Source organism: Tropicibacter sp. S64, from assembly GCF_049803835.1.
GTDB lineage: Bacteria > Pseudomonadota > Alphaproteobacteria > Rhodobacterales > Rhodobacteraceae > Pacificoceanicola.
In genome coordinates, this window is record NZ_JBNAGK010000015.1 from 72,793 (window position 1) to 97,897 (window position 25,105).

A 25,105-nucleotide genomic window follows, 5' to 3' on the forward strand; every position below is an offset into this window, starting at 1 on the left:
GCAGCACGGAAAAACAAAAGACCTCGCCGGTGCGCTCACACCGGGCCAGGAAGGGTGACTCATGAACAATCTGGGACGGTTTCTGAAGAAGCACACCGAAGCTTTGGTCAAGGACGTCGGCGTCGAAGCGGCCTGTGCGCTCACCGGCAAATCGAAAGCCACCATCGGACGGTATTACTCCGAACATGACGAGCACGAAGAACGCTTCATGCCCATCGACGCGGTGGCCGCGCTCGAGGAAGCTTCGTCCTACCCGCATGTCACCGCCGCCCTGGCCGAGCTCAAGGGCATCACCCTGACCTTCGACGCAGAGCGCCGCAACGACCGCCGCAAAGGTGGGGTCAATTCCGACGTCATCGCCCTGTCGCAGCGCTTTGCCATGCTGATGGCCGAATACCAGCAGAGCATCGCGGACGGTGTCATCACCGCCAACGAGGCGAAGCGCATGCTGAACGAGACCCTCGCCATCCAGAAGGTGCTGATCGACATCAAGATCCACCTCGAAGAAGAGCAGGCTTGACGGGTCGGCGGGAGACTGGGGCGATGCTGTCGCGATTCTTCAAGGCCAAGCCGGACCCGGTGCCCGCCGGGGAGTTCGCGACCGTCTTTCCGGCTCTGCCCGCGAAGGCGGCGCAGGCCTGGGCGGAAGAGCAACTCTTCCGCACCAGCGCCCGTCCGGAGGATCTGGCCGACCAGATCACCCGCTTCCGGCTGATCGCGGCGCGGGACGACCTGAGCCTCGGCGTGCAGGTCAACGCCCGCGTGGCCATGACGCACAAGCTGATGGAGCGCGGCGACCTTGCCGGCCTCGCGGCCCTGATGCCGGAGCTCGCCGCCACCCGCGCCCGCATCCCGACCGCGTCGAAGACCGCGCCGATGCGTGAGAACCTCTGGCACCTGACTTGCTCGGCGCAGTTCGTCTCGCTCAACGCGGCGTTGATGCTCGGGGACTTCGACGCCGCCCGGGCGCTGGCTGCGGACGTGCCATTGACGCTGCCCGACCGGCCCGACTCGCTGCCCGCGTTCTTCTACCGCACCTGCGCCAACTATGCCCGCTGCTGCGGCCTTGCCGCTGCCGCCGCTGTGAGGGAGGACGATGTCGAGCGCCTGACTGTCCTGACGCTGGCCTGTCGCAAGGCCCTGCACCATGGGCTGACCCTGCGACCGTCCGAGTGCAAGCCCGCGAAACGCGAGGACGCGCAGGCCATCCCCCTCGCCGACCGCGAATTCTTCCGCGCCGCGGCCCTCTCGGAATTGCTGGACCTGCTGCGCGAGGCTCCGGCGGAGGCCCGGCTGCCCCTCGTGGCGCAGATCGGCAGGCTCTGTCTGGCGCAACGTACACCGGAGCAACTGGAGCGGCTGCTGGCGGCCTTCACCCGGTTTGCCACCGGGGATGCGGCGGTTCGCTGATCGCAAGGAGGGGTTTCGCCCCGCTGCGCGGATCGACCGGCGCACATTTGGCGCGGGGAAAATTTTGCCGGAACAAAATTTTGTGTCGGGGCTTTGCCCCGTCGCCTGCGGCGACTCCCCGAGTATTTGCCTAAGAGAAGAAACAGGGGACGGTGTTCACGGTCTCGCGCCGCGGTGTGGGGCGAGGACTGTCAGGTCCTGAGTTGCCCCCAGAGATCGTACTCCCCGGCCTCGTCCACCTCCACCGTGACGATGTCGCCCGGATTCAACCCGTCCGCGCCCTCGTCGATGAACAGGTTGCCGTCGATCTCCGGCGCATCCGCCTTCGTGCGGCAGGTGGCGATGCCGTCCTCGTCCACGTCATCGACGATGACCTCGATCACGCTGCCGACTTTCGCCGCCAGTTTCGCCTCCGAAATGGCCTGCGCCTTTTCCATGAAGCGGTCCCAACGCTCCTGCTTCAGCTCTTCCGGCACATGGTCCGGCAGCGCGTTGGAGCGGGCGCCATAGACGTTCTCGTACTTGAAGCAGCCGACCCGGTCGAGTTGCGCATCGTCCATCCAGTCGAGCAGGTGCTGGAACTCCGCCTCTGTCTCGCCGGGATAGCCGACGATGAAGGTCGAGCGCAGGGTGATGTCCGGGCAGGTCGCGCGCCAGGCGGCAATCTCGTCCAGCGTGCGTTCGGCAGCGGCGGGCCGGGCCATGCGTTTGAGCGTATCCGGGTGGCTGTGCTGGAAGGGAATGTCGAGGTAGGGCAGGATCTTGCCCTCCGCCATCAGCGGCACCACCTCGCGCACATGCGGATAGGGGTAGACGTAATGCATCCGCACCCACGCCCCGAGCGCGCCCAACTCCCGCGCCAGCGAGACGAACGGGAACTTCTCGTCCCGCTCCTTCCAGTCCGTGCCATAGGCGCTTGTGTCCTGCGAGATGACAAGCAACTCGCGCACTCCCGCCTCCACCAGCTTCTCCGCCTCGCGCAAAACCGCCTTTTGCGGACGCGACACCAGCCGTCCCCGCATGTCCGGGATGATGCAGAACTTGCACTTGTGGTTACAGCCCTCGGAAATCTTCAGATAGCTGTAATGCCGGGGCGTCAGGCTCACCCCGGTTGCCGGCAGCAGGTCCACGAAGGGATCGGGCGACGGCGGCACCGCCCGGTGCACGGCGTCCAGCACCTGCTCGTACTGATGCGGGCCGGTGACGGCCAGCACCTTCGGATGCGCCCCGGTGATGTACTCCGGTTCCGCGCCCAGGCATCCGGTCACGATCACCCGGCCGTTCTCGTGCAGCGCCTCGCCGATGGCCTCCAGACTCTCCGCCTTGGCGCTGTCGAGGAAACCACAGGTGTTCACGATCACCGCATCGGCGCCGCTGTAATCGGCGCTGATCCCGTAGCCCTCGGCTCTGAGCCGCGTCAGGATGCGTTCGGAATCCACCAGCGCCTTCGGACAGCCAAGCGAAACCATGCCGATGGTCGGCTGGCCATCGCGGCGGGTCTCGGTGATGCGCGCACGCGCGAGGTCGGGGCGAAGATCGGGGGGATTCTGCATCCCCCGCCTATACGCCACCTGACACGCCCGGAAAAGGCCCCTCAGAGCCGGGCGACGAAGCCGTTCACCAACGCCGCGATCTCCGCCGACGCGCCCGGTTCCATCTGGAGATGATGATCCCCCGTGACCGTCACCGCCGTATAATCCGCGATCAATGCGGGTGCGTCCGCCACCGCCGCCGCCAAACGGGGCCGCGCAATGATCCCCTCGGAGGCCCAGACGTTCAGCACCGGGCAGCGGATCGCCGCCAGCACCGCCCGCACGTCCTCCGCCTTCAGCTTCATCGCCGAGGAAGCGAACATGCGGTTGTCCGCCGTCATCTCCACGCCGCTTGCCACATCCCTGAGCGCCCGGGGGGCCAGCGCCGCCGCCACCGGCCCGGAATTGCCCTGCGCCTGCCGCCGCTCGGCATAGGCCGCAACGGAATCGAACCGCCGTTGCCCGCGTCCCAGCACCTTGCGTGTATCCAACACGAAGGCGCGCAGCGTCGTGACCACATCCACCTCCGTCGGCTCCGGCACCAGGCTGTCCAGCGCGACCAGCCCAGACACCCGCTCCGGCACCGTCGCCGCCAGCAGCGCCGCGATATTCGCGCCGCGCGAATGTCCCATAAGCACGACCGTGTCCCAACCCAGAGCATCCAGCACCGCCACCAGCTGCGGCAAGTCATCCCACAGATTGTACGTCGCATGGGCGGCGCGATGTCCACTCTGCCCCTGCCCGCTCAGATCGAGCGCCATCACCCGGCAGCCGTCCAGCCTCGGCGCCAGTTCGGCAAAGCTCTCCGCATGATCCATCCAGCCATGCAGCGCCAGCACCGGCACGCCATCCACCGGCCCCCATGCGAGCCCCGCATAGCGCAGCCCGTCCACTTCGTATACAACTGCTTCGGCCATACGCAGACCCTCCGTTCATGCCGAAGGTCTGCCGCAGCAGAAGTCCGGAGGCAACCCGGCTCAGCGCCGCCTGCGCAGCACCGCAAGGAGGCCAAGCGCCCCCGCGAGCAGCGGCAACCCGGCGGGCAGCGGAACCGGCGCGAGCGCCGACAGCCAAGCTGTCCCGGAGGCGACCGGACGGCGCGAGGGCAGATAGTTGAAGTCCTCGTCCAGCCCGTTCACTGCCCAGACACTATCAACCAGGAACAACTGCGCAACCGGGGTATCGAGCAGGTCCACCGCCCCGACATAGAGCCGCAGGTCGCGCCGGGGCAGTCCGGGCCCCTGCTCCTGAAAGAACAACAGGGCGTCTGAAATGATCAGCATCCCGGACCCGGACGACGAGTCGTCATAGACTTGCGGCGCAAAAGTCCCGGTATTGCCGCCCGAGGTGGCAAAATCCCAGTCCAGAACGGCGTTCAGTTCGCTGTCCCAGGTGAAGGACCCCACCGCAACGCCACCATCGGCGAACACGCCGTTCTTCAACGTCCATTCCACCAGCGCCGCCTTTGCGGGCGCGGCCATCGCTGTCACCGCCAATGCAGCAGTCACGATACAGGTCTTTATACTCGGCACGGACAAGGCTCCCTTGATGTCAATTGGCGTCACCGTGCCAGCACACCCGAAAAAGGTGAATCCGGTATCGCCTGTCTGGGACAGTTTCGCGCCTGCTGTGGCCTTCCGGTCTCAGCAAACGCGGACGCCATTTACCAAATCTGACGCGACATCATGCAGAACGCCCGGCTCCTGGAGGGCAATCTGTAGGAAACTCGGACCTTTTTGTACCAAACCCGGAAAACCGCCCGAACCCGGCCTTTCCGGCAGGCGGGCAATCTGTACGAAACTCAGGGCGTTTTGTACCAAACTCTCCGGAAAATCTGCTCACTGGACAATAAAACGGGCCCCGAGAGGCCCGTTAACCGTGTTGTTCGGTGGTGCAACGATCGCTGTACCGGCTCAGCGGCGGCGGTCGCGGCGCGAGGACATCGGCTGGAACGCCACGCCCACATGCGCCTCGCAATAGGGTTTGCCTTGCTGCACCGGCAGGCCGCAAAACCAGAAGTCCTCGGTCGCCGGATCGCCCACCGGCCACTTGCAGGTGCGCTCGGTCAGCTCCATCAAGGTCAGCTTTTTCGCTTTCTTTTCAATGGCATTGACCTTGGCGAGCGCCTCCGGGCTGATCTCGTTCGCGGACGGCTGCGGCGGCAGCGGCTGGCCCGCCGGAATGATCTTGTTGCGTGCGCTGGCGGGCAGCGGGGCCGGGGTGGCAGAGGTGGTCATCGGCTCGGGACGGGTCTCCTCGACCTCCTCCTCTTCCGCTGCCTCCTCCATAACATCCTGCTTCGGCTTGACTTTTTTCACCTCGGGCTTCGGCTTGGGCTTGACCTCGACCTTCTCCGGCGCCGCGGCGGCGGGAGCCGCGCCGCCCGCACGGTTGGACAGGCCGAGCCGGTGGACCTTGCCGATCACCGCATTGCGGGTCACACCGCCCAGCTCCTTGGCGATCTGGCTGGCGGACTGGCCTTCACCCCACATCTTCTTGAGCAGCTCGACGCGTTCATCGGTCCAGGACATCGTCACATTCCTATTGAAAAAGCGGCACGCGTTGCGGGCCGCCTGTCGTTTCCGGGTCAGGGGCCTATTCTAATCATCGCAAGCCAAGATACAAGGCACCGAATCAGCCACGGAGACCCCATGTCACAGCCTTCCGCCTACGCCCCCGGAGACCGCCGTTTCGGCCATGTGAACTGGCTTGGCCTCTACACGCTGGCAAAACGCGAGATCTTGCGGTTTGCAAACGTGTGGACACAAACTCTGCTCGCGCCATTGGTGACCGCCGGGCTGTTCATGGTGATCTTCACCATCGCAGTCGGGGACAAACGAGGGGAGGTCATGGGTGTGCCGTTCAGCACGTTCATTGCGCCGGGCATCCTGATGATGACCGTGATCCAGAACGCCTTTGCCAACACGTCCAGCAGCCTGGTCATCTCGAAGGTGCAGGGCAACATCGTGGACACCCTCATGCCGCCGCTCTCCGCCGGGGAACTGGTGCTCGGCTACCTTGCCGGCGGTGTCGCGCGCGGTCTCTTTGTCGCGGTCGCGATCCTGATCGCCCTCTGGCTCTTCCTCGGCATCGTCCCCGCACATCCGCTCGTCACCCTGGTCTTCGTCACGATGGGCGCGGCATTCCTCTCCTCGCTTGGCATGATCGCCGGGATTTTTGCCAACAAATTCGACCAGATGGCAGCGATTACCAACTTCATCGTGACACCCCTGGCGTTCCTGTCCGGCACCTTCTACTCCGTCGAGGCCCTGCCCCCTGGCCTCTACCAGATCACCCATGTGAACCCGGTGTTCTACCTGATCGACGGCGCCCGCTGGGGCGTGATCGGCGTGTCGGACAGCGATCCGCTGCTCGGCTTCGTCGTGGCACTCGGTGCAACCGTCGCGGTCTGCCTTCTGGCCTGGGCGATGTTCCGCAAGGGGTATCGGCTCAAGGCGTGACGTCAAGTAGGGCGGGGCTATGCCCCGCACCCCGCTTCAGATCGACACGCTTTCGAGCAACGCCGCGCGGTCAGCCTTCGGGTTGCCGGACTTGAAGCTCACCTGCCCCCGGTTCATCACGAAGACCTGGTCCGCCAGCCCGACGGCGAAGTCAAAGTACTGCTCCACAAGGATAATCGCGATCTCTCCTTCCTCGCGGAGCACTTCGATCACGCGGCCGATCTGCTTGATGATCGACGGTTGAATGCCCTCTGTCGGCTCGTCGAGCAGCAGGACCTTGGGCTGGGTAATCAGCGCCCGGGCAATGGCTAACTGCTGCTGCTGCCCGCCCGACAGGTCTCCGCCCCGGCGATGCAGGAACTCCTTGAGGATCGGGAAGAGGTCGAAGATCCGGTCCGGAATCCTGTGTCCGCCGCCGCCGAGGCAGGCGAAACCCGTTTCCATGTTTTCCTGCACCGTCATCAGCGGAAACACCTCCCGCCCCTGCGGCACATAGGCGATCCCCGCCTTCGCCGCGCCAAATGCCGTCGGATGTCCGAGGTTCTGCCCGTTCAGCGTGATCGACCCGGCGGAGAACGGATGCCGTCCCGCGATCGCCTTGAGCAGCGACGTCTTGCCCACGCCGTTCGTCCCCATGATGCCCGTCACCTGCCCCGGCGCGGCGGTCAGGGAGATGCCGTGGAGAATCTGGCTTTGGCCGTATTTCAGCGTAAGGTCCTGTATTTCCAGCATGTCAGCGCCCCAGGTAGACGTCGATGACGTCCTTGTTGTTGGTCACATGGTCGAGCGAGCCTTCGGCCAGCACCGATCCCTCGTGCAGCACCGTGACCTTGCAGCCCAGCCGTCGCACAAACTCCATGTCATGCTCGACGACGACGACAGCGTGCTTCTTCGCCAGTCGCACCAGCAGGTCCGTGGTGTGCTCGCGCTCGGCCGGGGTCATGCCCGCTGCAGGCTCGTCCACGAGCAGGAGGCGCGGCTCCTGTGCCAGCAGCATACCGATTTCCAGCCATTGCTTCTGCCCGTGAGACAGCTCCCCCGCGGGCCGCGCGAGATGGTCCGTCAGGCCGACTTCCGAAGCGATCTCCTCGATCCGCGCCGCGCCGCGTGCGCTCTTGCGGTAGAGCAGCACGTCGAACGGCCCGCGCGGGTTCTTCAGCGCCATGGCGAGGTTCTCGCGCACCGTCTGCGCTTCGAACACCGTGGGCTTCTGAAACTTCCGCCCGATGCCCGCCCGCGCGATATGCGATTCGCTCATCTTCAGCAGGGACACCGATTTTTCACCGAACACCACCCGCCCCTCGTTGGGCCGCGTCTTGCCGGTGATGATGTCCATGAAAGTGGTCTTTCCGGCGCCGTTCGGGCCGATGATCGCGCGCATCTCCGGCTCGCCGATCTGGAAGCTGAGGTTGTTGATCGCCTTGAACCCGTCGAAGGAGACGGAGACGCCGGACATTTCGAGAAGTGTGGCCATCAGCTTTCCTCCGTATCCTTGGCGCCTTCTTCGGCGCGTTTCGAGCCTTGCGACGGGCCGTAATCGCCCTGCCGGTCCGGGGTCTTCTTCAGCATGACGTAATCGAACAGCCCGCCGATGCCCTTCGGTGCGAAGAGTGTGACGGCGACGAAGCTGAAGCCGAGCAGGACCAGCCACCAGTCGGTCCAGTTGATCGTGTAGAAGCCGAGGTTGATGTCAGGGGCACCGCCGCCGGTGAACCAACTCGACAGGAGAGAGACAAAGGCCGCGCCGATGACCGCGCCGTAAAGCCTGCCCCGTCCGCCGATGGCGACCCAGACCGCGAGGTAAATGGACGCGATCGGCGCGATTTCCGCCGGGTTGATGATGCCCGCCTGCGGGTAATAGAGCGCGCCGGCGATGCCCGCGACAACGGCGGTGATGGTGAAGACGAAGAGCTTGAAGCTCTCGACATGGTAGCCGAGGAAGCGCACGCGGGCCTCGTCGTCGCGGATGCCGCGGATCACGCTGCCCATCTTGCCGGAGGTCACCCAGGCAAAGAGGACGTAGCCCAGACCCAGCGCCAAGGCAGAAGCCCAGAGGAACCAGATCGACAGGGTGGCCTGTCCCACGTCATCGAGGCCAGGGATGTTCTGCAGGCCAGAAAGGCCGTTGTTGCCCCGCAGGCCGCTGTCATTCTGGAAGAGGTAAAGCGACAGGGCGAGCGTCATCGCCTGTGTGAGGATCGACAGGTACACTCCGGTCACGCGCGACCGGAAGGCGAGCCAGCCGAAGACCAGCGCCAACAGGCCCGGCACCGCGACGACCATCAGGAGTTGCAGGAAAAGGCTGTCCGAGAAAGCCCAGATCAGCGGGAACTCCGACGAGCCGACAACGCCGAAGATCTGCGTGCCGATGGCGTCCACCACTTCCTGATCGGTTGGCGGGATGGCGGCGGCGGCGAGGCTTTTCGTGACGATGATCTCCGTCCGCGCGTACATCAGCCATTGCCCGATGGCATAGCCGCCGATCCCGAAAAACGCCATATGCCCGAGCGAGAGGATACCGCAGTAGCCCCAGACCACGTCCATGCAGATGGCGACGAGGCACAGGCACAGCGTCTTGCCCAGCGTCTTGACGAAGGAGGTGGAGATCAGCGCCGAGCCCGCCACCTCCGACATGATGGTCACGCCGATGGTGAAGCAGGCGAGCGCCAGCAGGAACCAGAGCACGGAGGGATTGCGTGCGATGAAGCTCTTGCCGGGGGCGACGCGGGTCTCGAAGTGGTCTTCGGTTGTCGATGTCATGGTCTCACGCCTCCGCCGCGCGGCCCTTGAGGGCGACGATGCCCTTGGGACGGAACTGGATGAAGAGGATGATGAAGAGGATCATGTAAGTCTGCGCCGCCAGCGTGTTGGACGGGTTGAAGAACTCGATGCCCTTCTGGAGCACGCCAATCAACGAGGCCCCGGCAAGGGTGCCCCAGACGTTGCCGACACCGCCGACAACCACGGTCATGAAGCTCTGCACGATGTAATCCGCGCCCATCTCGGACGTGACCTTGGCGTACAGCCCGATGGCCACGCCCGCGATGCCGGCAATGCCGGAGCCGAGGCCGAAGGTCACCATGTTGATACGGTCCGGATTGATCCCCATGGAGGCGGCCATGCCCGGGTTCTGCGTCACCGCGCGCACTTCGAGGCCAAGGCGGGTCTTGTTCAGGATGAACAGGATCAGCCCGAGGAAGATCAGCGCGAGCACGAAGATCGCGATGCGGATGTAGGAGATGGCAACCACCTCGTTGAACACCAGCGCCCCGTCGAGCCAGCCGGGAGAGGTCAGCGGGCGGGCCTGTGTGCCGAAGATGTTCTTGGCCAGCTGTTGCAGGGCGATGGAAATGCCGAAGGTGGCGAGCAGGGTTTCCAGCGGACGGTGGTAGAGCCAGCGGATCACCAGCCGCTCCATCGCCACGCCCGCGCCGAAGGTCACCGCAAAGGCAACAGGCAGGGCGACGATGATCGAAACGGTATAATCCGGGATGATCTGCTGCATGACGTAGCCGGTATAGGCCCCCATCATGATGAACTCGCCATGGGCCATATTGATGACCCCCATCACACCGAAGGTGATGGCGAGGCCGATGGCGGCGAGGAAGTAGATCGAGGCGAGCGAAAGCGCATCAAGGGCGAGGTCGGCTGTCTGGTTGATCGCCACCTTGCGCTCGATGCCGGTCAGCGTGGCCTTGGCGGCGTCGGTCACGGCAGCATCGGATTCCGTATAGGCCTCATAGAAGACGTGGGTCTTCAAGGCTGCGGCTGCGGCCGCGTCGGAGGTGGTCGGCGGGACGAGCCCCTGTTCGGCGAGACGGGTATAAGCCTCGAAGCGGCGCTCCAGCGTGTTCAGGTCATGCACCTGGATGCCCGCGACCTTGCCACCGTCGATGTTGGCGGCCAGCGCCTCCTTGATGGCGGATTGCGAAATGCGGGCGGGCGCGAGACCGGCGTCGACGAGGCGGCCATAGGCCTCCACCTCGGTGATGTCGGCGCCGGGCTTGAGGATGCGGGCGACGTTTGTGCCCTCCGGAACCTCGGTGGCCACCCCGGCCGCGGTGGTCAGGATCTGGTTGAGCGCCGCACGGGCATCGAGCGACAGCTTGCCCGACAGGCTTTCAATCGCCGCGACCCGCGCTTCGGTGGTCGCGCCATAACGCGCCTTCAGCAGCGCGACGAGGCTTTCCTTGCGGGCGAGGATGGCCGGGTCCGCCTCGCCTTCCAGCGAGGCTTCCAGCGGTTCGATCTGCTCGGGATCGGGCGAGCGGGCGATGGCGTCGAGCGCGGCAGCGCGGCGGGCGGTGTCGGGATCGGACAGCTGGAACTGCACCAGCGCCGCACCGATCACCTTGCGCACACCGCCGTTCGGCTTGATCGCATTGAGCGACGCGCCCTCCAGCGACACCTTTTCGCCGGTATCCACGTCGCGCAGCGGTTTGTCGTAGTAGAACAGCCCCGTCGCGGTATCCTGCGTGACTTTCCGGTCCTGCCAGTTCTGCAGGAAATCCGGCACCTGCGGCAGGCCGGAGGCGATCAGATCGTCGATCACCACGCCGACGCTGCGGCGTCCGGGGTTCGCCACTTCTTCCTTGTGGGTCTGGAGAAGGGTCTGGAGGTCCTGCGCCGTCACCGGGGCGGACACCCCCGTCAGGACAAGCACAAGAAAGGCAAGGAGTGCGCGCATCATGGGGAGGTCTTTCCGGGGAAGGGTCGGGGCGCACATCGCGGCGCGCCCCGTTGGGTCAGATCGGATCAGTAGTTGGACTTGATCTGCACGCAGGTCTCGGTCTCGGTGTTGTACATGCCGCACTCGAGATCCTTCCAGTCGGACTTCAGCACCGCCGATTCCGGCAGGTAGTCGGTCCAGGCGTCACCCGCGACCGGCTCGGTCTGGGAGATGATGTCGAACTGGCCATCCGCGCGGATCTCGCCGATCAGCACCGGCTTGGAGAGGTGGTGATTCACGCCCATCACGGCGGTGCCGCCGGTCAGGTTCGGGAACTCCTGCCCCCACATGGCGGAGCGCACGGCGTCCACATCGGTGGTGCCTGCGGCGGTGGCCGCGTTCACCCACATGTTGAAGCCGATGTAATGGGCTTCCATCGGGTCGTTGGTCACACGCTTCTCGTCGCCGATGAAGGCATGCCACTTCTCGATGAACTCCGCGTTCGCCGGGGTGTCGGCGGACATGAAGTAGTTCCACGCAGCGAGGTGACCGACGAGGTTGGAGGTGTCGAGACCGGAGAGTTCTTCCTCACCCACGGAGAAGGCCACAACCGGAATGTCGTCGGCAGAGACGCCCGCGGCGGCGAGTTCCTTGTAGAAACCGATGTTGGCGTCACCGTTGATGGTGGAGATCACGCCGACCTGCTTGCCATCCGCGCCCAGCGCCACGACGTCGGAGACGATCGTGCCCCAGTCGGAATGACCGAAGGGCGTGTAGTTGACGAAGATGTCCTCTTCCGCGATGCCCTTGGACTTCAGGTAGGACTCGAGGATGTTGTTCGTGGTGCGCGGGTAGACGTAGTCGGTGCCCAGAAGCGCGAACTTCTCGACGCCAAGCTCCTCGAGGAAGTAATCGACCGCCGGGATCGCCTGCTGGTTCGGAGCGGCGCCGGTGTAGAAGACGTTCTTGGACGACTCTTCGCCTTCGTACTGCACCGGGTAGAACAGCAGGCCGTTCAGCTCTTCGATGACCGGCAGAACCGATTTACGCGACACCGAGGTCCAGTTGCCGAAGATCACGTCGACGTTGTGCACGGTCAGCAGCTCGCGCGCCTTTTCGGCGAACAGCGGCCAGTCGGAGGCCGGGTCGACCACGACGGCTTCGAGTTCGCAGCCCAGCAGGCCGCCCTTCTTGTTCTGCTCGTCCACCAGCATCAGCATGGTGTCTTTGAGCGTGGTTTCCGAGATCGCCATGGTGCCGGAGAGCGAGTGCAGGACGCCTACCTTGATCGGGCAGGACACTTCCTGCGCCAGGACGGAGGTGCCGGACAGCAGCAGCGCGGCGGCCGGAAGAGCAGCAAGGAAAGAGGTTTTCATGTTGGCATATGCCCCTGTTGTGTAATGCGGCGGTCTCGTCCGGCAGGTCCCCCACGGCTTGTGCCGCAGTGCCGGAGATCGCTGCCGCGATCCGTGATATGAACGGGAAAACTCGGTTCAGGTCCCCTCGTGACGCCAGCCATCCAGGTGGCCAGCGTCGAGGAGCATTAAGGGCGCCTTACCCCGCGTGATCCCGAAACTTCTGCGGTCGGCAGTGTGGATCACGGTCGGTCGATTAAATTTTATGCTGCATTGCACGAGAATGTTTAATCTTTGTGCAGATGTGAACGTGATCTAGCCGAAGATCGGCGTGGAGCGCTCCTTTTTTCACCATTTCAGGTTGTGGAGATTCTGTTTATGAAGCGCCGGGCGAACCGGATCCCGCCAATTCCGCCGCAGAAGCGCTTTCCAAGCAAAGCCGGCCGCGTGTATACGGCTGCAAACCCTAGTTCCAGAGGAAGACCCCATGTCCAACGCACAGCTCGAAACCGCCATCGAATCCGCCTGGGAGGCCCGCGACACTATCACGCCGTCCACCACCGGCGAGACGCGCGAGGCGATCGAGGACACGCTGAACGCGCTGGACAGCGGTTCGTTGCGGGTTGCGGAGAAGCAGGCGGACGGCAGCTGGCACGTGAACCAGTGGGCAAAGAAGGCCGTGCTGCTGGGCTTCCGCATCAAGGACATGGAAGAGCAGTCCGGCGGCCCGCAGGGCTCCGGCTGGTGGGACAAGGTCGACAGCAAGTTCAAGGGCTGGGGCGCGAACCAGTGGAAGGCCGCGGGCTTCCGCGCCGTGCCGAATTGCGTGGTGCGCAAGTCCGCCTATATCGCGCCGGGCGTGGTCCTGATGCCGTCCTTCGTCAACCTCGGCGCCTATGTCGACGAGGGCACCATGGTCGACACCTGGGCAACCGTCGGCTCCTGTGCGCAGATCGGCAAGGGCGTGCACCTCTCCGGCGGCGTCGGCATCGGCGGCGTGCTGGAGCCGATGCAGGCCGGCCCGACCATCATCGAGGACAACTGCTTCATCGGCGCCCGCTCCGAAGTGGTCGAGGGCTGCATCATCCGCGAGGGCTCCGTCCTCGGCATGGGCGTCTACATCGGCAAATCGACGAAGATCGTCGACCGCGAGACCGGCGAAGTGATGTATGGCGAAGTGCCTCCCTACTCCGTCGTGGTCTCCGGCTCCATGCCGTCGAAGAACGGCATCAACCTGTATTGCGCCGTGATCGTGAAGCGGGTGGACGAGCAGACCCGCTCCAAGACCGGCATCAACGAGCTGCTGCGCGACTGACCGCGCTTCGGGCGCGACAGACCGTAGGGCGGGGCTATGCCCCGCCTTTTGCACGAAGGAGGCCGCCATGGCCACGGACAAGACCGACAAACCGAAGAAGCCCCGCAGGCAGCAGGTCTTCACCCTGCTGGTCGAGGTCGGCCGCAAGGACGGTGACGGGCTGCCCAAGGACAGCACCGGCGCGGCTCTGATGTGTTACGCCTCCGGCGTGGACGAAGCGGAGGCGGTGCGCGAGACCGTGGCCATCCTCAAGCAGGCGGACATGGCGCCGCTGGATGTGACCGGCTACGGCACGCTTGAAGAGCGCATCGAGCAGGGCCATGAGGTCGAAGACGACGAACGCGCGTTGATGGATCGGGCTTTGGCCGAAAACGCCGTCATCGTCGCCCAGGTCAACCCGTTCTTCGACTGACACCAAAGGTCCGGATTTGACGGAACCCAATCCTGCGTTAACCTGTTGCCTACTGGGCAACGGGAGACAGACGTGGGACTTGGCTTTTTTCTATCCATCATCATCGGCGGGCTTGCGGGCTGGATCGCGAGCAAGCTGATGAAGGCCGACACCGGCCTCATCCTCAACATCGTGCTCGGCATCATCGGCGCGGCGGTGCTGAATTTCCTTCTGGCGCGGGCCGGGATCTATGCCGAGCGGGCCGTACTGCCGCAGCTGATCGTCGGTGCGGCCGGGGCCAGCCTGCTGATCTGGGTCACCCGGCAGCTGCGCGGCTGATCACGCCGCCCGCGCCTGCGCCAGCGTGATCGCCTCGAAGCTGCCGAGCACCTTGAGCCCGGCGCGCGCGTGTTCCGGCATCAGGCCCCGCGGGCACTCCGCCAGCAGGCTGCGCGCAACGTGATCGCAACGGCGGCGCAGGCGCCCGATATAGAGGCTCTCCACCTCCGCCTCCGCCGCGATAAGCGCTTCGTGCCTCGGCAACAAAAGCTGGTGATACCGCACGAAGCGGTGGCCGGTCTCGTACTGCGCCGCGAACCCGTTGACGAGGCTCTGTGCCGGAACCAGTACCGCCTCGCGACCAAAGATATACTCGACGTCCGACCCGCCGATCACCAGCCGCTGCTGCGGCGCGACGATCAGGTCGTGGCGCAGCCCGAAATAGGGCGCACGCAGACGGACCGGCATGAAGGAGCCGAGCGCGGGCACCCGCCGCGACAGTCGCGCCAGCACCGGCACCACGCCGTGCTCGCGCGTCTTCACCGTGTCGCCGGTCTGCATCCGCGAGACCTTTTCGTAGCCCATCGGAGTCAGCACCTGCACCTGGTCGGTCAGGGTCGGCATCGGACCGATTGGCTCTATCCGATCGGAGACCGCGAAGAAAACCACGTCGTCGTCCATGTCCCGCAGCTGAGGACGCCGCGTGATGGCATAGATGTCCTCGATCAGAAGCGGCGGCGGTGCGGGCGTGATCTGCTCCGTCACCCCGTCTCCCTCGGGCCGCTCCACCGCGATCCGGCCCTCACCCTGCGCCCTGTCCCAGCTGAACGTCACCCTCAGCACGTCGGCCCGCGCATCCCACGCCGGTTGCAACACCGTATGGAACACTTCGCCGTCCCGCGTCAGCACCAGCACGATGCTGCCGCCCGGCACCGCGCGGAGCGAGATCGACCCAGGCCAGGGATGCCCGCGTTCGTAATGCAGCAGAGTTTGCGGCCGCCCCTCCGGCGAGATCCGCGTCTCGATCAGGATGCTGCCCCGCGCCAGCAGCGCGTCGCGCGGAGTGGTCCGCGTGTCGAAGATTTTCGGGCAGACCCAGGACTCCCCGCCGCCCAGCGTGGCGATCCAGCTCATGCCGCCCCCGTCGTCAATCGTGTCATGGCCGTGTACCGCTCGCGCCCCGGCTTCTGGTCCGGGGCCTGTTGTTTTGTCCGTGATACCACGACGGCCTCGCCGAATCGAGTGTCATGCGCCGTTTGCCAATCCGCGCGTGGCGCGATAGCCCTTGTGCCGAGACCGCAAGGAGACCGCGCATGTCCGCCACCGACCCCGTCGACCTTACCGCCCGCCTTGTGCGCTGCCCCTCCGTCACACCCGAGGAAGGCGGTGCGCTGGTGCTCCTTCGGGAGCTTCTGGAAAGCGCAGGCTTTGCCTGCACCCGCGTCGACCGGGGCGAGACGTCGAACCTTTTCGCCCGCTGGGGCGCGAAGGGCGCGGCGAAGACCTTCGGCTTCAATGGCCACACGGACGTGGTGCCCATCGGCAACCGGGGCGACTGGACCTTCGATCCTTTCGGGGCGGAGATCGATGATGGCTTCCTTTACGGGCGCGGCTCTACCGACATGAAGTCCGGCGTTGCCGCCTTCGCCGCCGCCGCTGTGGATTTCGTGCGGGAGGCACCGCCCGATGGCGCGGTGATCCTGACCATCACCGGCGACGAGGAAGGTGACGCAACGGACGGCACCGTGGCGCTGCTGGACTGGATGAAGGATCAGGGCGAGCAGATGGATGTCTGCCTCGTTGGCGAGCCGACCTCCCCCGATTTCATGGGCCAAATGATGAAGATCGGGCGGCGCGGGTCGCTCTCCGCCTGGTTCACCGTGACCGGCCAGCAGGGGCACTCCGCCTATCCGCATCGGGCGCTGAACCCGATGCCCGCCATGGCGCGTCTGATGGACCGGCTGTCCTCGCATACTCTGGACGAGGGCACCGAGCATTTCGACGCCTCGACGCTGGCGGTCGTGACCATCGACACCGGCAACGCCGCGACCAACGTGATCCCAGCCGAAACCCGAGCCTGCGTGAACATCCGGTTCAACGATGCGCACACCGGGGCGACGCTGTCGGATTGGCTGCGCGCGGAAGCGGTTAAGGTTGATGCAGAGTTCGGCACGAAAACGCAGGTGAAGATCAAGATTTCGGGGGAGAGCTTCCTCACCCCGCCGGGGCGGTTGTCGGACCTCGTCGCGGCGGCGGTGCAGGCGGAGACCAACCAGGTGCCGGAGCTCAGCACCACCGGCGGCACCTCCGACGCCCGCTTTGTCAAGGACCATTGCCCCGTGGTCGAATTCGGCCTCGTCGGCAAGCGGATGCATGCGGTGGACGAACGGGTGGAGGTTGCACAGGTGCACCAGCTCAAGGCGATCTATTCCCGCATCCTGCGGGAGTATTTCGCGTGACGTTGACGGTGGAGGTGGCCGAAAACCCGCAAGCCTGTTTCGACATCCGCCGCAAGGTGTTCATCGAAGAGCAGGGGTTTACCGAAGAGGAAGAATGGGATGACCTCGACGGTGCGGCCATCCACCTTCTGATTTCGGATGATGGCCGCCCGGTGGCAACCGCACGGCTGCTCCGTCAGGACGGCGTCGGCCGGATCGGCCGCATCTGTGTACTGAAGGAAGGGCGTGGCAAGGGTCTCGGCGCGATGCTGGTCCGCCATGGGCTGGAGCATTTCCGGGTCGATCCGGAGATTGCCACGGTCGAACTCGGCGCACAGGTGCATGCGCTCGGATTCTACGAGAAGCTCGGGTTCACCGCCTTCGGGGAGGTGTACCTCGACGGCACGGTGCCCCATCGCGAGATGCGGTGCGTGTTGTGAGGCAGCGCACCCTTGTCGTGATGCTCAAGGAGCCGCGTCCAGGACGGGTCAAGACCCGGCTGGGGCGCGAGATCGGCCATACGGTTGCGGCGTGGTGGTTCCGGCATCAGGTAGCCCGACTCCTGCGCCGCCTCCGCGATCCGCGGTGGCACGTGGTGCTCGCTGTCTCGCCGGATCACGCGGGCATGGCAAGCCGGGTCTGGCCCGGCGACCTCACCCGCCTGCAACAGGGGCGCGGCACTCTTGGCGACCGCATGGCCCGGATGATGCGCAGCGCCCCGCCCGGGCCGGTCTGCGTCATCGGGGCGGATATACCGGGGATCGACCGAAACGGCGTTTGGGAGGCTTTCGCCACGCTTGGCGAGCATGACGCGGTGTTCGGTCCGGCGGAGGACGGCGGCTATTGGCTGGTCGGGGTGCGCAACGCGCGCGCCGTGCCGAACGGGCTGTTCGCCGGGGTGCGGTGGTCCACGGAACACGCCCTGGCCGACAGCATGGCCTCGCTCGGCCCGGCCCGGGTGGCCTTGGTGGGCATGCTGCCTGACGTCGATACGACCGTCGATTTGACTCCAGGCCAGATCCCCGCCGCCTGCGCCGGTTTCTTTTGAAGAAATCGGCCCGAACTCTTTTTCAAGAGTTCGGCGCCATCGCACCCGGTTTGCCTTACTTCGTCTGGAAGGCGATCGGCCACATGAAGTCCAGCGGCTTGTACCCCTGCCCGAGATAGATCACCGTCCCGGCCTTGTCCGTCATGTTGTATCCCTTGTGCAGCGCCCCGGTCGGCACCGAGAACGGAAAGAAGGTCTCGGTCTTCGGGTTGTAGGCCGCCGTTGCGTGGCAGGCGTGGCAACTGGCTTCGAACCGCGTCCAGTACTGCGGCTGCGCGGTGTTCGGGCTGCCGGCGAAATCCTCCATGTCCGTATGGCCGAGGATAACCGGAACCTCCCCCGTGCCATCCACGGTGAACCGGATCTGCGTGCCGTTCGGCGCGTAGGCCTGATAGCCGAAATCCGCCACGCCGCCCTCCGCCAGCACGGAGTCGATCTCCTCCGGCGGCAGCGGTGCGCGCTGGGTGATCAGCGTCTCGCGCACCTTTCGCACCCCGGAGTTGTCGTTGAATTCGAAGGTCGTCCAGAACCAGCTCGGCTCCTCGGAATAGAAGATGTCCTCCACCGGGTTCGGCAGGGATTGCATCTTCACCATGATGTGGATGCCCCGCCACCAGTAGTCGCCGCTCTCGAAATGGAACACCAGCGCTCCGTCCGGCGGCACCTCCCCCTTCGGCAATTGAAGCCAGGACGCCTTCAGTTCGACCGATCCCACCGGCATGTCCACCGCATCATGCGTCTTGAAGAACTCTGCCACGTCGATCTTCGTCGTCAGCCCCGCGTTGATCAGGTAGTCGTAGGCCGTGCGGTTGCGCGTCACCTCCTCGTTGGCTCCGTCCGGGTCGGCGGTGGCGATGCGGCCCGCCTCGATGTCCTTTTTCTCCACCGAAGGCTCCATTTCCCGGCGCGGCAACTCATTGTCCCAGTCGAACGGCTTGCGCGTACCGAAGGTGTCCGGATCGGTCGGCCAGGCCATCCAGACCGGCACCTTCTTCGTCGGCGTGCCGTCCCGAACGATGCCGTCGCCAATCGTGCCGTCCGGCTGCGTGTCGTCGATCACCCGGCTCACCCGGGTGAAGAACATCCACGCCAGCTTTTCGCGCTCCTCCAGCGAGCCGTTGAAGGCGAAATCCACGCAATCGGCGGCGAACACGTCGTCGGGTTTGTCGATCCATCCCGGCCCATCACAGGTGCCATCATAGCTCTGTGCAAAGGCGGGCGACGCAAGAACCGCGAGTGTCGGGGCGAGACAGTAGGCGAGACGGGACATGGCAGAGACTCCTTGGTGACGGTGTGAAGACGGACTCGGGTGCACGGGTGACGGGCGCAAACCTGGGATGACGCGCCTAAAGATTGCAGCCAGAATAATATTACTCAATCTGAAATTGATGTGACGCCAGTCACAGAGGGCATCAAATCGGCACCGCTGTTCCCGTGTTTCTTCGACGTGACGCCTTCCATCGCGCGTGCTAGGACAGGGCCATGAGCACACTCCCCAGCAAGGCAGACATCCTCGATTGGATCTCCGCCAATCCGACCCTGACCTCGAAACGCGATCTCGCCAAGGCCTTTGGAATAAAGGGCGCGGCACGGATCGACCTCAAGCGCATCCTCAAGGAACTCGAGGCCGAGGGGCATCTGGAAAAGCGCAAGAAGACCTACCGCGATCCGGACCGGCTGCCACCCGTGTCGGTGCTCCAGATCAAGGGTCCAAATGCAGACGGAGACCTCTTTGCCAAGCCGCTTGAGTGGCATGGCGAAGGCGTCGAGCCGATCGTGCTTTTCGTGCCCCGCGCGTCCGACCCGGCACTCGGCGAGGGCGACCGAATCCTCGCCCGGCTTCAGGTGGTGCACGAGGAGGATCACAACTACGAGGCCCGCCTGATCCGCCGCATCGGCACCAGCCCGCGCAAGGTGGTCGGCATCTTCCGTAAAGGCGCCGAAGGCGGGCGGATCGTGCCCATCGACAAGGGCGCCGACCTCGAATGGATGGTCGCGGCCGACGCCACGGGCGGCGCGAAGGACGGCGAACTGGTCGAGGCGGAACAGGCCGGGCCAAAGGGCCGCATGGGCCTGCCCCGCGCCCGCATCGTCATGCGCCTTGGCGATCCGACGGAGCCGAGGGCCGTGTCGCTCATCGCCATTCATCAACACGGCATCCCGGATGACTTCCCGGAGGAGGTGCTGGCCGAAGCCGATGCGCAGAAACCGGCAGGGCTGAAAGGCCGCACCGACCTGCGCGACCTGCCGCTGGTGACCATTGACCCCCACGACGCCCGCGACCATGACGACGCGGTCTATGCCGAGGCGGACGACACCGAAGGCAATCCCGGCGGGCATGTGATCTGGGTCGCCATTGCCGATGTCGCCCACTACGTCACCCCCGGCTCGCAGCTTGACCGCGAGGCAAAAAAGCGCGGCAACTCCAGCTACTTCCCCGACCGGGTCGTGCCGATGCTTCCGGACCGCCTCTCGGGCGATCTGTGTTCCCTGCATGAGGGCGTGCCCCGCGCCTGCATCGCCGTGCGCATGCGGATCGACGCGGAGGGCAACAAGCTCGACCACCAGTTCATGCGCGGCCTGATGCGCTCGCCCGCCTCGCTTAATTACCGCGAGGTGCAGGCGGCCATGGACGGCCAGCCCAACGACAAGACCGGTCCGCTGGTCAGTCCGGTGATCCGGCCGCTCTACGCCGCCTACGCCGCACTCAAGACCGCCCGCGACACGCGCCAGCCGCTGGACCTCGACCTGCCGGAGCGCAAGGTGGTGCTGTCCGAAGAGGGCAAGGTGCTGTCCGTGGACTTCACCGAACGGCTCGACGCGCACAAGCTGATCGAGGAGTTCATGATCCTCGCCAACGTCGCTGCCGCGGAAACCCTGCTGAAAAAGGACGTCCCGCTGCTGTTCCGCGTGCACGAGGAACCGGCACAGGACAAGCTCGAAAGCCTGCGCGAGACGGCACAGGCGGCGGGCCTCAATCTCGCCAAGGGGCAGGTCCTGAAGACCGAACACCTCAACCGCCTGCTGCATCAGGCGGCGGGCACCGATGAGGCCGAGCTCATCAACATGGCCACCCTGCGCAGCATGACGCAGGCCTATTACAGCCCGAAGAACTTCGGCCACTTCGGCCTCGCGCTGCGGAACTACGCGCATTTCACCTCGCCGATCCGGCGCTATTCGGACCTGATCGTGCACCGGGCCTTGATCCGGGCGCACGGCTGGGGCGAGGACGGGTTGACGAACGACGAAATCGAGAACCTGGAGCAGATCGGCCAGCATATCTCCGACACCGAGCGCCGCTCGATGATGGCGGAGCGGGATACGACGGACCGCTACCTCGCGGCCTATCTCTCGGATCGCGTGGGCGCGGAATTCACCGGACGGGTGTCCGGGATCGCCCGCTTCGGCGTGTTCATCAAACTGGATGAGACCGGCGCGGACGGGCTGGTGCCGATCGGCACGCTGGGCCGGGAATATTTCCAGTTCGACGCCGAAAGCGCCACCCTGATGGGCAGCGATACCGGCCGCCTCATCGGGCTTGGCATGCGGGCGAAAGTGCGGCTGGTGGAGGCAGCGCCCATCTCCGGCGGCATCGCGCTGGAACTGCTGGAACTCGACGATGAGGGCTACCAGAGCGTCCCCGGCGGCCGTGGGCCGCGCGGGCGGGGCCGCGGGCCGCGCAAGGGGCCTTCGCCGCAGCGCAAGGCGGCGAAGGCAAAGAAGAAGGACGCCAAGGTCAAGCGCAAGGTCACGCGGCAGCGGCGCGAGCGGTGAGAAGCGGGGCGTAGAGCGCCTCGCGCCCCTGTTCGACATACCGCATCAGGGTCTTGTTCCGGCGCACTGCCAGCGTCAAAGGCGTGTCCACCGCGCAATGCTCGATCCCGCTGAGGATCGGCAAGACGGCGGCATCCGCCGCCGAGGGCCTGTCCCCGAACAGCCACGTCCGCCCCCAGAGCAGATCCGTCAGCGCCGTGAGGTCCGCCTCGAAATAGGCCATGCGCTCGGCCTCCCGGAACCGGCCCAGCCCCTGCCATTTCAGCCCGTTCACGATGCCCTTGCGGATCTTGCCCGGGATGATCAGCCGCAACGGCGCGGGCATGTCGCCAAAGACCACCGGCATGAAGGCCGCCCAGCCCTCGGGCGAGACCCAGCGGTCGTACATCATGCCATAGCGCAGGTTTTCTTCGACCATGCGGATCACCGCATGAGCCTGCGCCCGTCCAAGGCTGTCCAGACCTGCAAACAGGTCCGCGCTCCGCGCCTCCAGCCAGGGGATCATCAGGTTGCTATCGACGACCCGGCCTTCAGGCGCGTCGAGCACCGGCAGCTTTCCAGTGGGCGAGACGCTCGGGTCCACGGTGAACCGGGGCTGCCAGTCTTCGCCCGCCATGGTCAGGAGGATCATCGCCTTGGTGCAGAACCCGCTCATGCTGGGCTCTCCAAGGGCGCCGGGGAAGGAAATCAGGGTAATCATATCACGCTCCATCGTTGATCTGGAGACCGTGCTACGCCCTTCTGCTGTCAATTCCTGTCAGCATATGCTTGCATGATCGGACCATGTCCCGCACCCACCGCCTGTTCCAGTTGATGAGCGCCCTGCGCCGCCTGCCACCCCCGGCCACCGCCCGTCAACTGGCGGAGGAGACGGGCGTGTCCGAGCGGACCCTGTATCGCGATATCGAGGCGCTGCGCGGCATCGGCGCGGTGATCGACGGCGAGGCGGGCTTTGGCTACACGCTGATCGAGGACGCCCACCTGCCGCCGCTCGGGTTCGAGGACGACGAACTCGAAGCGCTGGTTCTGGGCCTGAGGGAGGTGCGTGCGGTGGCTGATCCGGAACTCGCCGCCGCCGCCGTCTCCGCGCTCAACAAGCTCAAGGCCCGCCTGCCCGACCGGCAGGCCCACCGGCTCCAGCACGCCGTCCTGAGCGCGCGCCGCTTTCAGGCCCACCCGGCCCCGGGCGTCGACACGAAAACGCTTCGAAAGGCCTGCTGGGACGAGGTCACGGTGCGCTTTGCCTATTCGGACGCCAGCGGGCAGGCAACGGAGCGCGAAGTCAAACCGCTCTCCATCGTGTTCTTCCAGAACAGCCATTGCCTGATGGCATGGTGCTGTCTTCGGGAGGATTTCCGGGCTTTCCGGCTGGACCGGATGGTCGCACTCAGGGTCACGCAGACGTCCTTCCGCCCGCACCGCGTCCCTTTGCTCCGGGACTACATGGCACGACTGGAGGCCGAAACCCACTGGCCTGAACGCTCATAGACGGTCGCGGAACGCCTCGATCACCCGCGCATAGACATCCCGCTTGAATGACACGATCTGCGCGACGACCTCGTCGGCGGGCAGCCAGCACCATTCCGCGAATTCCTGGTGATCGTCAGCGTCGAGCCGCACCTGATCGTCGGTGCCGTGAAAGCGCAGCAGGAACCACTTCTGTTCCTGCCCCTTGTAGCGCCCCTTCCAGATCCTAGGCACGATGTCATGCGGCAGGTCGTAAGCGATCCAGCCGTCCGTTTCCGCCTCCACCGTCACCAGATCCGGCGTCACGCCGGTCTCCTCGGTCAGCTCCCGCAGCGCCGCCGCACGCGGGTCCTCGCCCTTGTCGATCCCGCCTTGCGGCATCTGCCAGGCCGGCACCTCGCTGTCCGTGCGCTGGCCGACGAAGACATGGCCCCGGGCATTTACGAGCATGACACCGACGTTGCGGCGATAGGGCAGTCTTGCGATCTCTTCGGGGGTCATCCTGCGTCCTCTTCCGGCGGCCGTTCTCCAAAGCCACATGCAGGCAATACGCGACGATTGCAACGAAAAGAGCCGCATGCACCGGGCATGCGGCTCTCGTCGCGGGCCGAGGCCGCGAGTTTACTTGTGCTCGCTCGCCAGCGCAGCCATGCCATGCAGGATGTCGATGGCATAAGCCAACTGGTAATCCTCCTCGCGCAGCTTCGCGGCCGCTTCGGCCTTCGCCTGCTCCGCCTTGATCTGCTCGATCTCGTCGTCGGTCAGCGAGTCGTTGTCGAGGCTGCCGCGCAGGTCCGCTTCCGAACGGGAGAAGCGGTTCACGGCGGTGTTTTCCTCTTCTTCGGTCTCGGGGCGGCGCGGCGGCTGGGCGACGACGATGTCGGGCGATACGCCAAGTGCCTGGATCGAGCGGCCCGACGGCGTGTAATACCGCGCCGTGGTCAGGCGCATCATGCCATCCCCGCGCAGCGGCATGACCGTCTGGACCGAGCCTTTGCCAAAGGACTTCGTGCCCACGACGATGGCACGGCGGTGATCCTGCAGCGCACCGGCGACGATCTCGGACGCAGAGGCGGAGCCGCCGTTGATCAGCACGACCAGCGGCTTGCCCTCGGCCAGATCGCCGGGCGTCGCGTTGAAGCGGTCGCCATCGGCGGGGTTGCGGCCCCGGGTCGAGACGATCTCGCCCGCGTCGAGGAAGGCATCGGAGACCTTGATCGCCTGGGTCAGCAGACCCCCGGGGTTGTTGCGCAGATCGAGAATGAAGCCATCGACATTCTCCATGCCGCCCGCTGCCTCGATTTCCTTGGCGATCCCGTCGGAAAGGTTCGGGAAGGTCTGGTCGTTGAAGGTCGTCACGCGCAAGACGATGGTGTTGTTCTCGATCCGGGTGCGCACGGCGGTCAACTTGATGGTGTCGCGTACGATCGACACGTCGAAAGGCTCTTCCTCGCCTTCGCGCACCACGGTGATGACGATCTCCGAGCCGACCGGCCCGCGCATCATGTCCACGGCCTCGTCCAGTGTCAGACCCAGCACGCTCTCGCCGTCGACGTGGGTGATGAAGTCACCGGACTCCATGCCCGCTTCCATCGCCGGGGTGCCGTCGATCGGAGAGACGACCTTGACGAAGCCGTCCTCCTGCGTGACCTCGATCCCGAGACCGCCGAATTCGCCGCGCGTCTGCACCTGCATGTCCTCGGCATCGTCCGGCGGCAGGTAGTTGGAGTGCGGGTCGAGCGACGTCAGCATGCCGTTGATGGCCGCCTCGATCAGGTCGCGCTCGTCCACCTCCTCGACATACTGCTGGCGGATCCGTTCGAAGATGTCACCGAACAGGTCGAGCTGTTCATAGACGTTCACCGGGCGGCTTTCTTCCTGTGCCAGCAGGGGGCCTACGAATTGCGTGGTCGCGACTACGGAAGCCAGCGCACCGCCGCAGGCGGCCATCACGAATTTCTTCATC

25 protein-coding genes are annotated in these 25,105 nt (G+C 65.3%); 11 read left to right on the forward strand and 14 right to left on the reverse strand.

From position 1 onward, the window contains the following. Positions 1-61: 61 nt before the first annotated feature. Both ACP159_RS21125 and ACP159_RS21130 read left to right on the forward strand, forming a co-directional pair. Entirely contained in the window at positions 62-520 is a 459-nt protein-coding gene (locus ACP159_RS21125) for a hypothetical protein (RefSeq protein ID WP_425101706.1), read from the forward strand. A gap of 23 nt (positions 521-543) precedes the next feature. Next, the gene (locus tag ACP159_RS21130) at positions 544-1,410 is read left to right on the forward strand and encodes a hypothetical protein (protein ID WP_425101707.1); all 867 of its coding nucleotides are present in this window, start codon (positions 544-546) and stop codon (positions 1,408-1,410) included. 191 nt (positions 1,411-1,601) lie between these two features. Here ACP159_RS21130 and rimO read toward each other — a convergent pair whose 3' ends face one another. The 4 genes from rimO to ACP159_RS21150 all read right to left on the reverse strand — a co-directional run bounded on the left by rimO (position 1,602) and on the right by ACP159_RS21150 (position 5,473). Continuing rightward, a complete protein-coding gene (rimO, locus tag ACP159_RS21135) occupies positions 1,602-2,963 on the reverse strand; it encodes a 30S ribosomal protein S12 methylthiotransferase RimO (protein WP_425101708.1) in 1,362 nt (453 codons plus the stop codon). 41 nt (positions 2,964-3,004) lie between these two features. Then, on the reverse strand, positions 3,005-3,859 hold the full coding sequence (locus ACP159_RS21140) for an alpha/beta fold hydrolase (RefSeq protein ID WP_425101710.1): 855 nt from the start codon (positions 3,857-3,859) through the stop codon (positions 3,005-3,007). 60 nt (positions 3,860-3,919) lie between these two features. Next, a complete protein-coding gene (locus tag ACP159_RS21145; protein ID WP_425101711.1) occupies positions 3,920-4,450 on the reverse strand; it encodes a hypothetical protein in 531 nt (176 codons plus the stop codon). 405 nt (positions 4,451-4,855) lie between these two features. Next, on the reverse strand, positions 4,856-5,473 hold the full coding sequence (locus ACP159_RS21150) for a GcrA family cell cycle regulator (RefSeq protein ID WP_425101712.1): 618 nt from the start codon (positions 5,471-5,473) through the stop codon (positions 4,856-4,858). A 120-nt stretch (positions 5,474-5,593) separates the two neighbouring features. Between ACP159_RS21150 and ACP159_RS21155 the strand changes: the two genes are divergently transcribed. Beyond that, positions 5,594-6,403 (forward strand): ABC transporter permease, encoded by an 810-nt coding sequence (locus ACP159_RS21155; RefSeq protein WP_425101713.1) that lies wholly within the window; start codon positions 5,594-5,596, stop codon positions 6,401-6,403. Between the two features lie 36 nt (positions 6,404-6,439). On the opposite strand, the gene urtE is transcribed toward ACP159_RS21155, so the two are convergent. From urtE to urtA, 5 genes are all read right to left on the reverse strand, one after another. Beyond that, positions 6,440-7,135, reverse strand: coding sequence for an urea ABC transporter ATP-binding subunit UrtE (gene urtE / locus ACP159_RS21160; protein WP_425101714.1), 696 nt, complete (start codon positions 7,133-7,135; stop codon positions 6,440-6,442). Between the two features lies 1 nt (position 7,136). Continuing rightward, positions 7,137-7,877, reverse strand: coding sequence for an urea ABC transporter ATP-binding protein UrtD (urtD, locus tag ACP159_RS21165; RefSeq protein WP_425101715.1), 741 nt, complete (start codon positions 7,875-7,877; stop codon positions 7,137-7,139). Next, positions 7,877-9,163 (reverse strand): ABC transporter permease subunit, encoded by a 1,287-nt coding sequence (locus tag ACP159_RS21170; protein WP_425101716.1) that lies wholly within the window; start codon positions 9,161-9,163, stop codon positions 7,877-7,879. Before ACP159_RS21170 ends, urtD begins: the two co-directional genes overlap by 1 nt. A 4-nt stretch (positions 9,164-9,167) precedes the next feature. Then, positions 9,168-11,093: an urea ABC transporter permease subunit UrtB gene (gene urtB, locus ACP159_RS21175; RefSeq protein ID WP_425101717.1), complete on the reverse strand. Its 1,926-nt coding sequence runs from the start codon at positions 11,091-11,093 to the stop codon at positions 9,168-9,170. A 65-nt stretch (positions 11,094-11,158) separates the two neighbouring features. After that, complete coding sequence (gene urtA, locus ACP159_RS21180; protein ID WP_425101718.1) at positions 11,159-12,448, reverse strand: urea ABC transporter substrate-binding protein; 1,290 nt, start codon at positions 12,446-12,448, stop codon at positions 11,159-11,161. Between the two features lie 466 nt (positions 12,449-12,914). On the opposite strand from urtA, the gene dapD reads away from it, so the two are divergent. The 3 genes from dapD to ACP159_RS21195 all read left to right on the forward strand — a co-directional run bounded on the left by dapD (position 12,915) and on the right by ACP159_RS21195 (position 14,472). After that, positions 12,915-13,742, forward strand: a complete 828-nt coding sequence (gene dapD, locus ACP159_RS21185) for a 2,3,4,5-tetrahydropyridine-2,6-dicarboxylate N-succinyltransferase (protein ID WP_425101719.1) — start codon at positions 12,915-12,917, stop codon at positions 13,740-13,742. A 67-nt stretch (positions 13,743-13,809) separates the two neighbouring features. Beyond that, complete coding sequence (locus ACP159_RS21190) at positions 13,810-14,154, forward strand: hypothetical protein (protein ID WP_425101720.1); 345 nt, start codon at positions 13,810-13,812, stop codon at positions 14,152-14,154. A gap of 72 nt (positions 14,155-14,226) precedes the next feature. Continuing rightward, on the forward strand, positions 14,227-14,472 hold the full coding sequence (locus ACP159_RS21195; RefSeq protein WP_425101721.1) for a GlsB/YeaQ/YmgE family stress response membrane protein: 246 nt from the start codon (positions 14,227-14,229) through the stop codon (positions 14,470-14,472). On the opposite strand, the gene ACP159_RS21200 is transcribed toward ACP159_RS21195, so the two are convergent. Continuing rightward, entirely contained in the window at positions 14,473-15,546 is a 1,074-nt protein-coding gene (locus ACP159_RS21200; RefSeq protein WP_425101722.1) for a Hint domain-containing protein, read from the reverse strand. Positions 15,547-15,725: 179 nt separating this feature from the next. On the opposite strand from ACP159_RS21200, the gene dapE reads away from it, so the two are divergent. The 3 genes from dapE to ACP159_RS21215 are packed head-to-tail and all read left to right on the forward strand — an operon-like array spanning position 15,726 to position 17,898. After that, entirely contained in the window at positions 15,726-16,871 is a 1,146-nt protein-coding gene (gene dapE / locus ACP159_RS21205) for a succinyl-diaminopimelate desuccinylase (protein WP_425101723.1), read from the forward strand. Continuing rightward, entirely contained in the window at positions 16,868-17,290 is a 423-nt protein-coding gene (locus tag ACP159_RS21210) for a GNAT family N-acetyltransferase (RefSeq protein ID WP_425101724.1), read from the forward strand. Before dapE ends, ACP159_RS21210 begins: the two co-directional genes overlap by 4 nt. A gap of 20 nt (positions 17,291-17,310) precedes the next feature. After that, positions 17,311-17,898, forward strand: coding sequence for a TIGR04282 family arsenosugar biosynthesis glycosyltransferase (locus ACP159_RS21215; protein WP_425101778.1), 588 nt, complete (start codon positions 17,311-17,313; stop codon positions 17,896-17,898). Between the two features lie 55 nt (positions 17,899-17,953). Here the strand turns inward: ACP159_RS21215 and ACP159_RS21220 are convergent, their stop codons facing one another. Then, complete coding sequence (locus ACP159_RS21220) at positions 17,954-19,168, reverse strand: hypothetical protein (RefSeq protein WP_425101725.1); 1,215 nt, start codon at positions 19,166-19,168, stop codon at positions 17,954-17,956. A gap of 212 nt (positions 19,169-19,380) precedes the next feature. Between ACP159_RS21220 and rnr the strand changes: the two genes are divergently transcribed. Then, a complete protein-coding gene (gene rnr / locus ACP159_RS21225) occupies positions 19,381-21,672 on the forward strand; it encodes a ribonuclease R (RefSeq protein WP_425101726.1) in 2,292 nt (763 codons plus the stop codon). On the opposite strand, the gene ACP159_RS21230 is transcribed toward rnr, so the two are convergent. Further along, positions 21,647-22,327 carry a glutathione S-transferase family protein gene (locus tag ACP159_RS21230; RefSeq protein WP_425101727.1) on the reverse strand — a complete coding sequence of 227 codons (681 nt, stop codon included), beginning with the start codon at positions 22,325-22,327 and terminating at the stop codon, positions 21,647-21,649. The two genes, rnr and ACP159_RS21230, sit on opposite strands and share 26 nt — an antisense overlap. A gap of 128 nt (positions 22,328-22,455) precedes the next feature. Between ACP159_RS21230 and ACP159_RS21235 the strand changes: the two genes are divergently transcribed. Then, on the forward strand, positions 22,456-23,160 hold the full coding sequence (locus ACP159_RS21235) for a helix-turn-helix transcriptional regulator (RefSeq protein ID WP_425101728.1): 705 nt from the start codon (positions 22,456-22,458) through the stop codon (positions 23,158-23,160). Here the strand turns inward: ACP159_RS21235 and ACP159_RS21240 are convergent. Both ACP159_RS21240 and ACP159_RS21245 read right to left on the reverse strand, forming a co-directional pair. Further along, complete coding sequence (locus ACP159_RS21240) at positions 23,155-23,640, reverse strand: RNA pyrophosphohydrolase (protein WP_425101729.1); 486 nt, start codon at positions 23,638-23,640, stop codon at positions 23,155-23,157. The genes ACP159_RS21235 and ACP159_RS21240 overlap by 6 nt on opposite strands. Before the next feature lie 120 nt (positions 23,641-23,760). Continuing rightward, on the reverse strand, positions 23,761-25,104 hold the full coding sequence (locus ACP159_RS21245) for a S41 family peptidase (RefSeq protein WP_425101730.1): 1,344 nt from the start codon (positions 25,102-25,104) through the stop codon (positions 23,761-23,763). Position 25,105 lies beyond the last annotated feature (1 nt).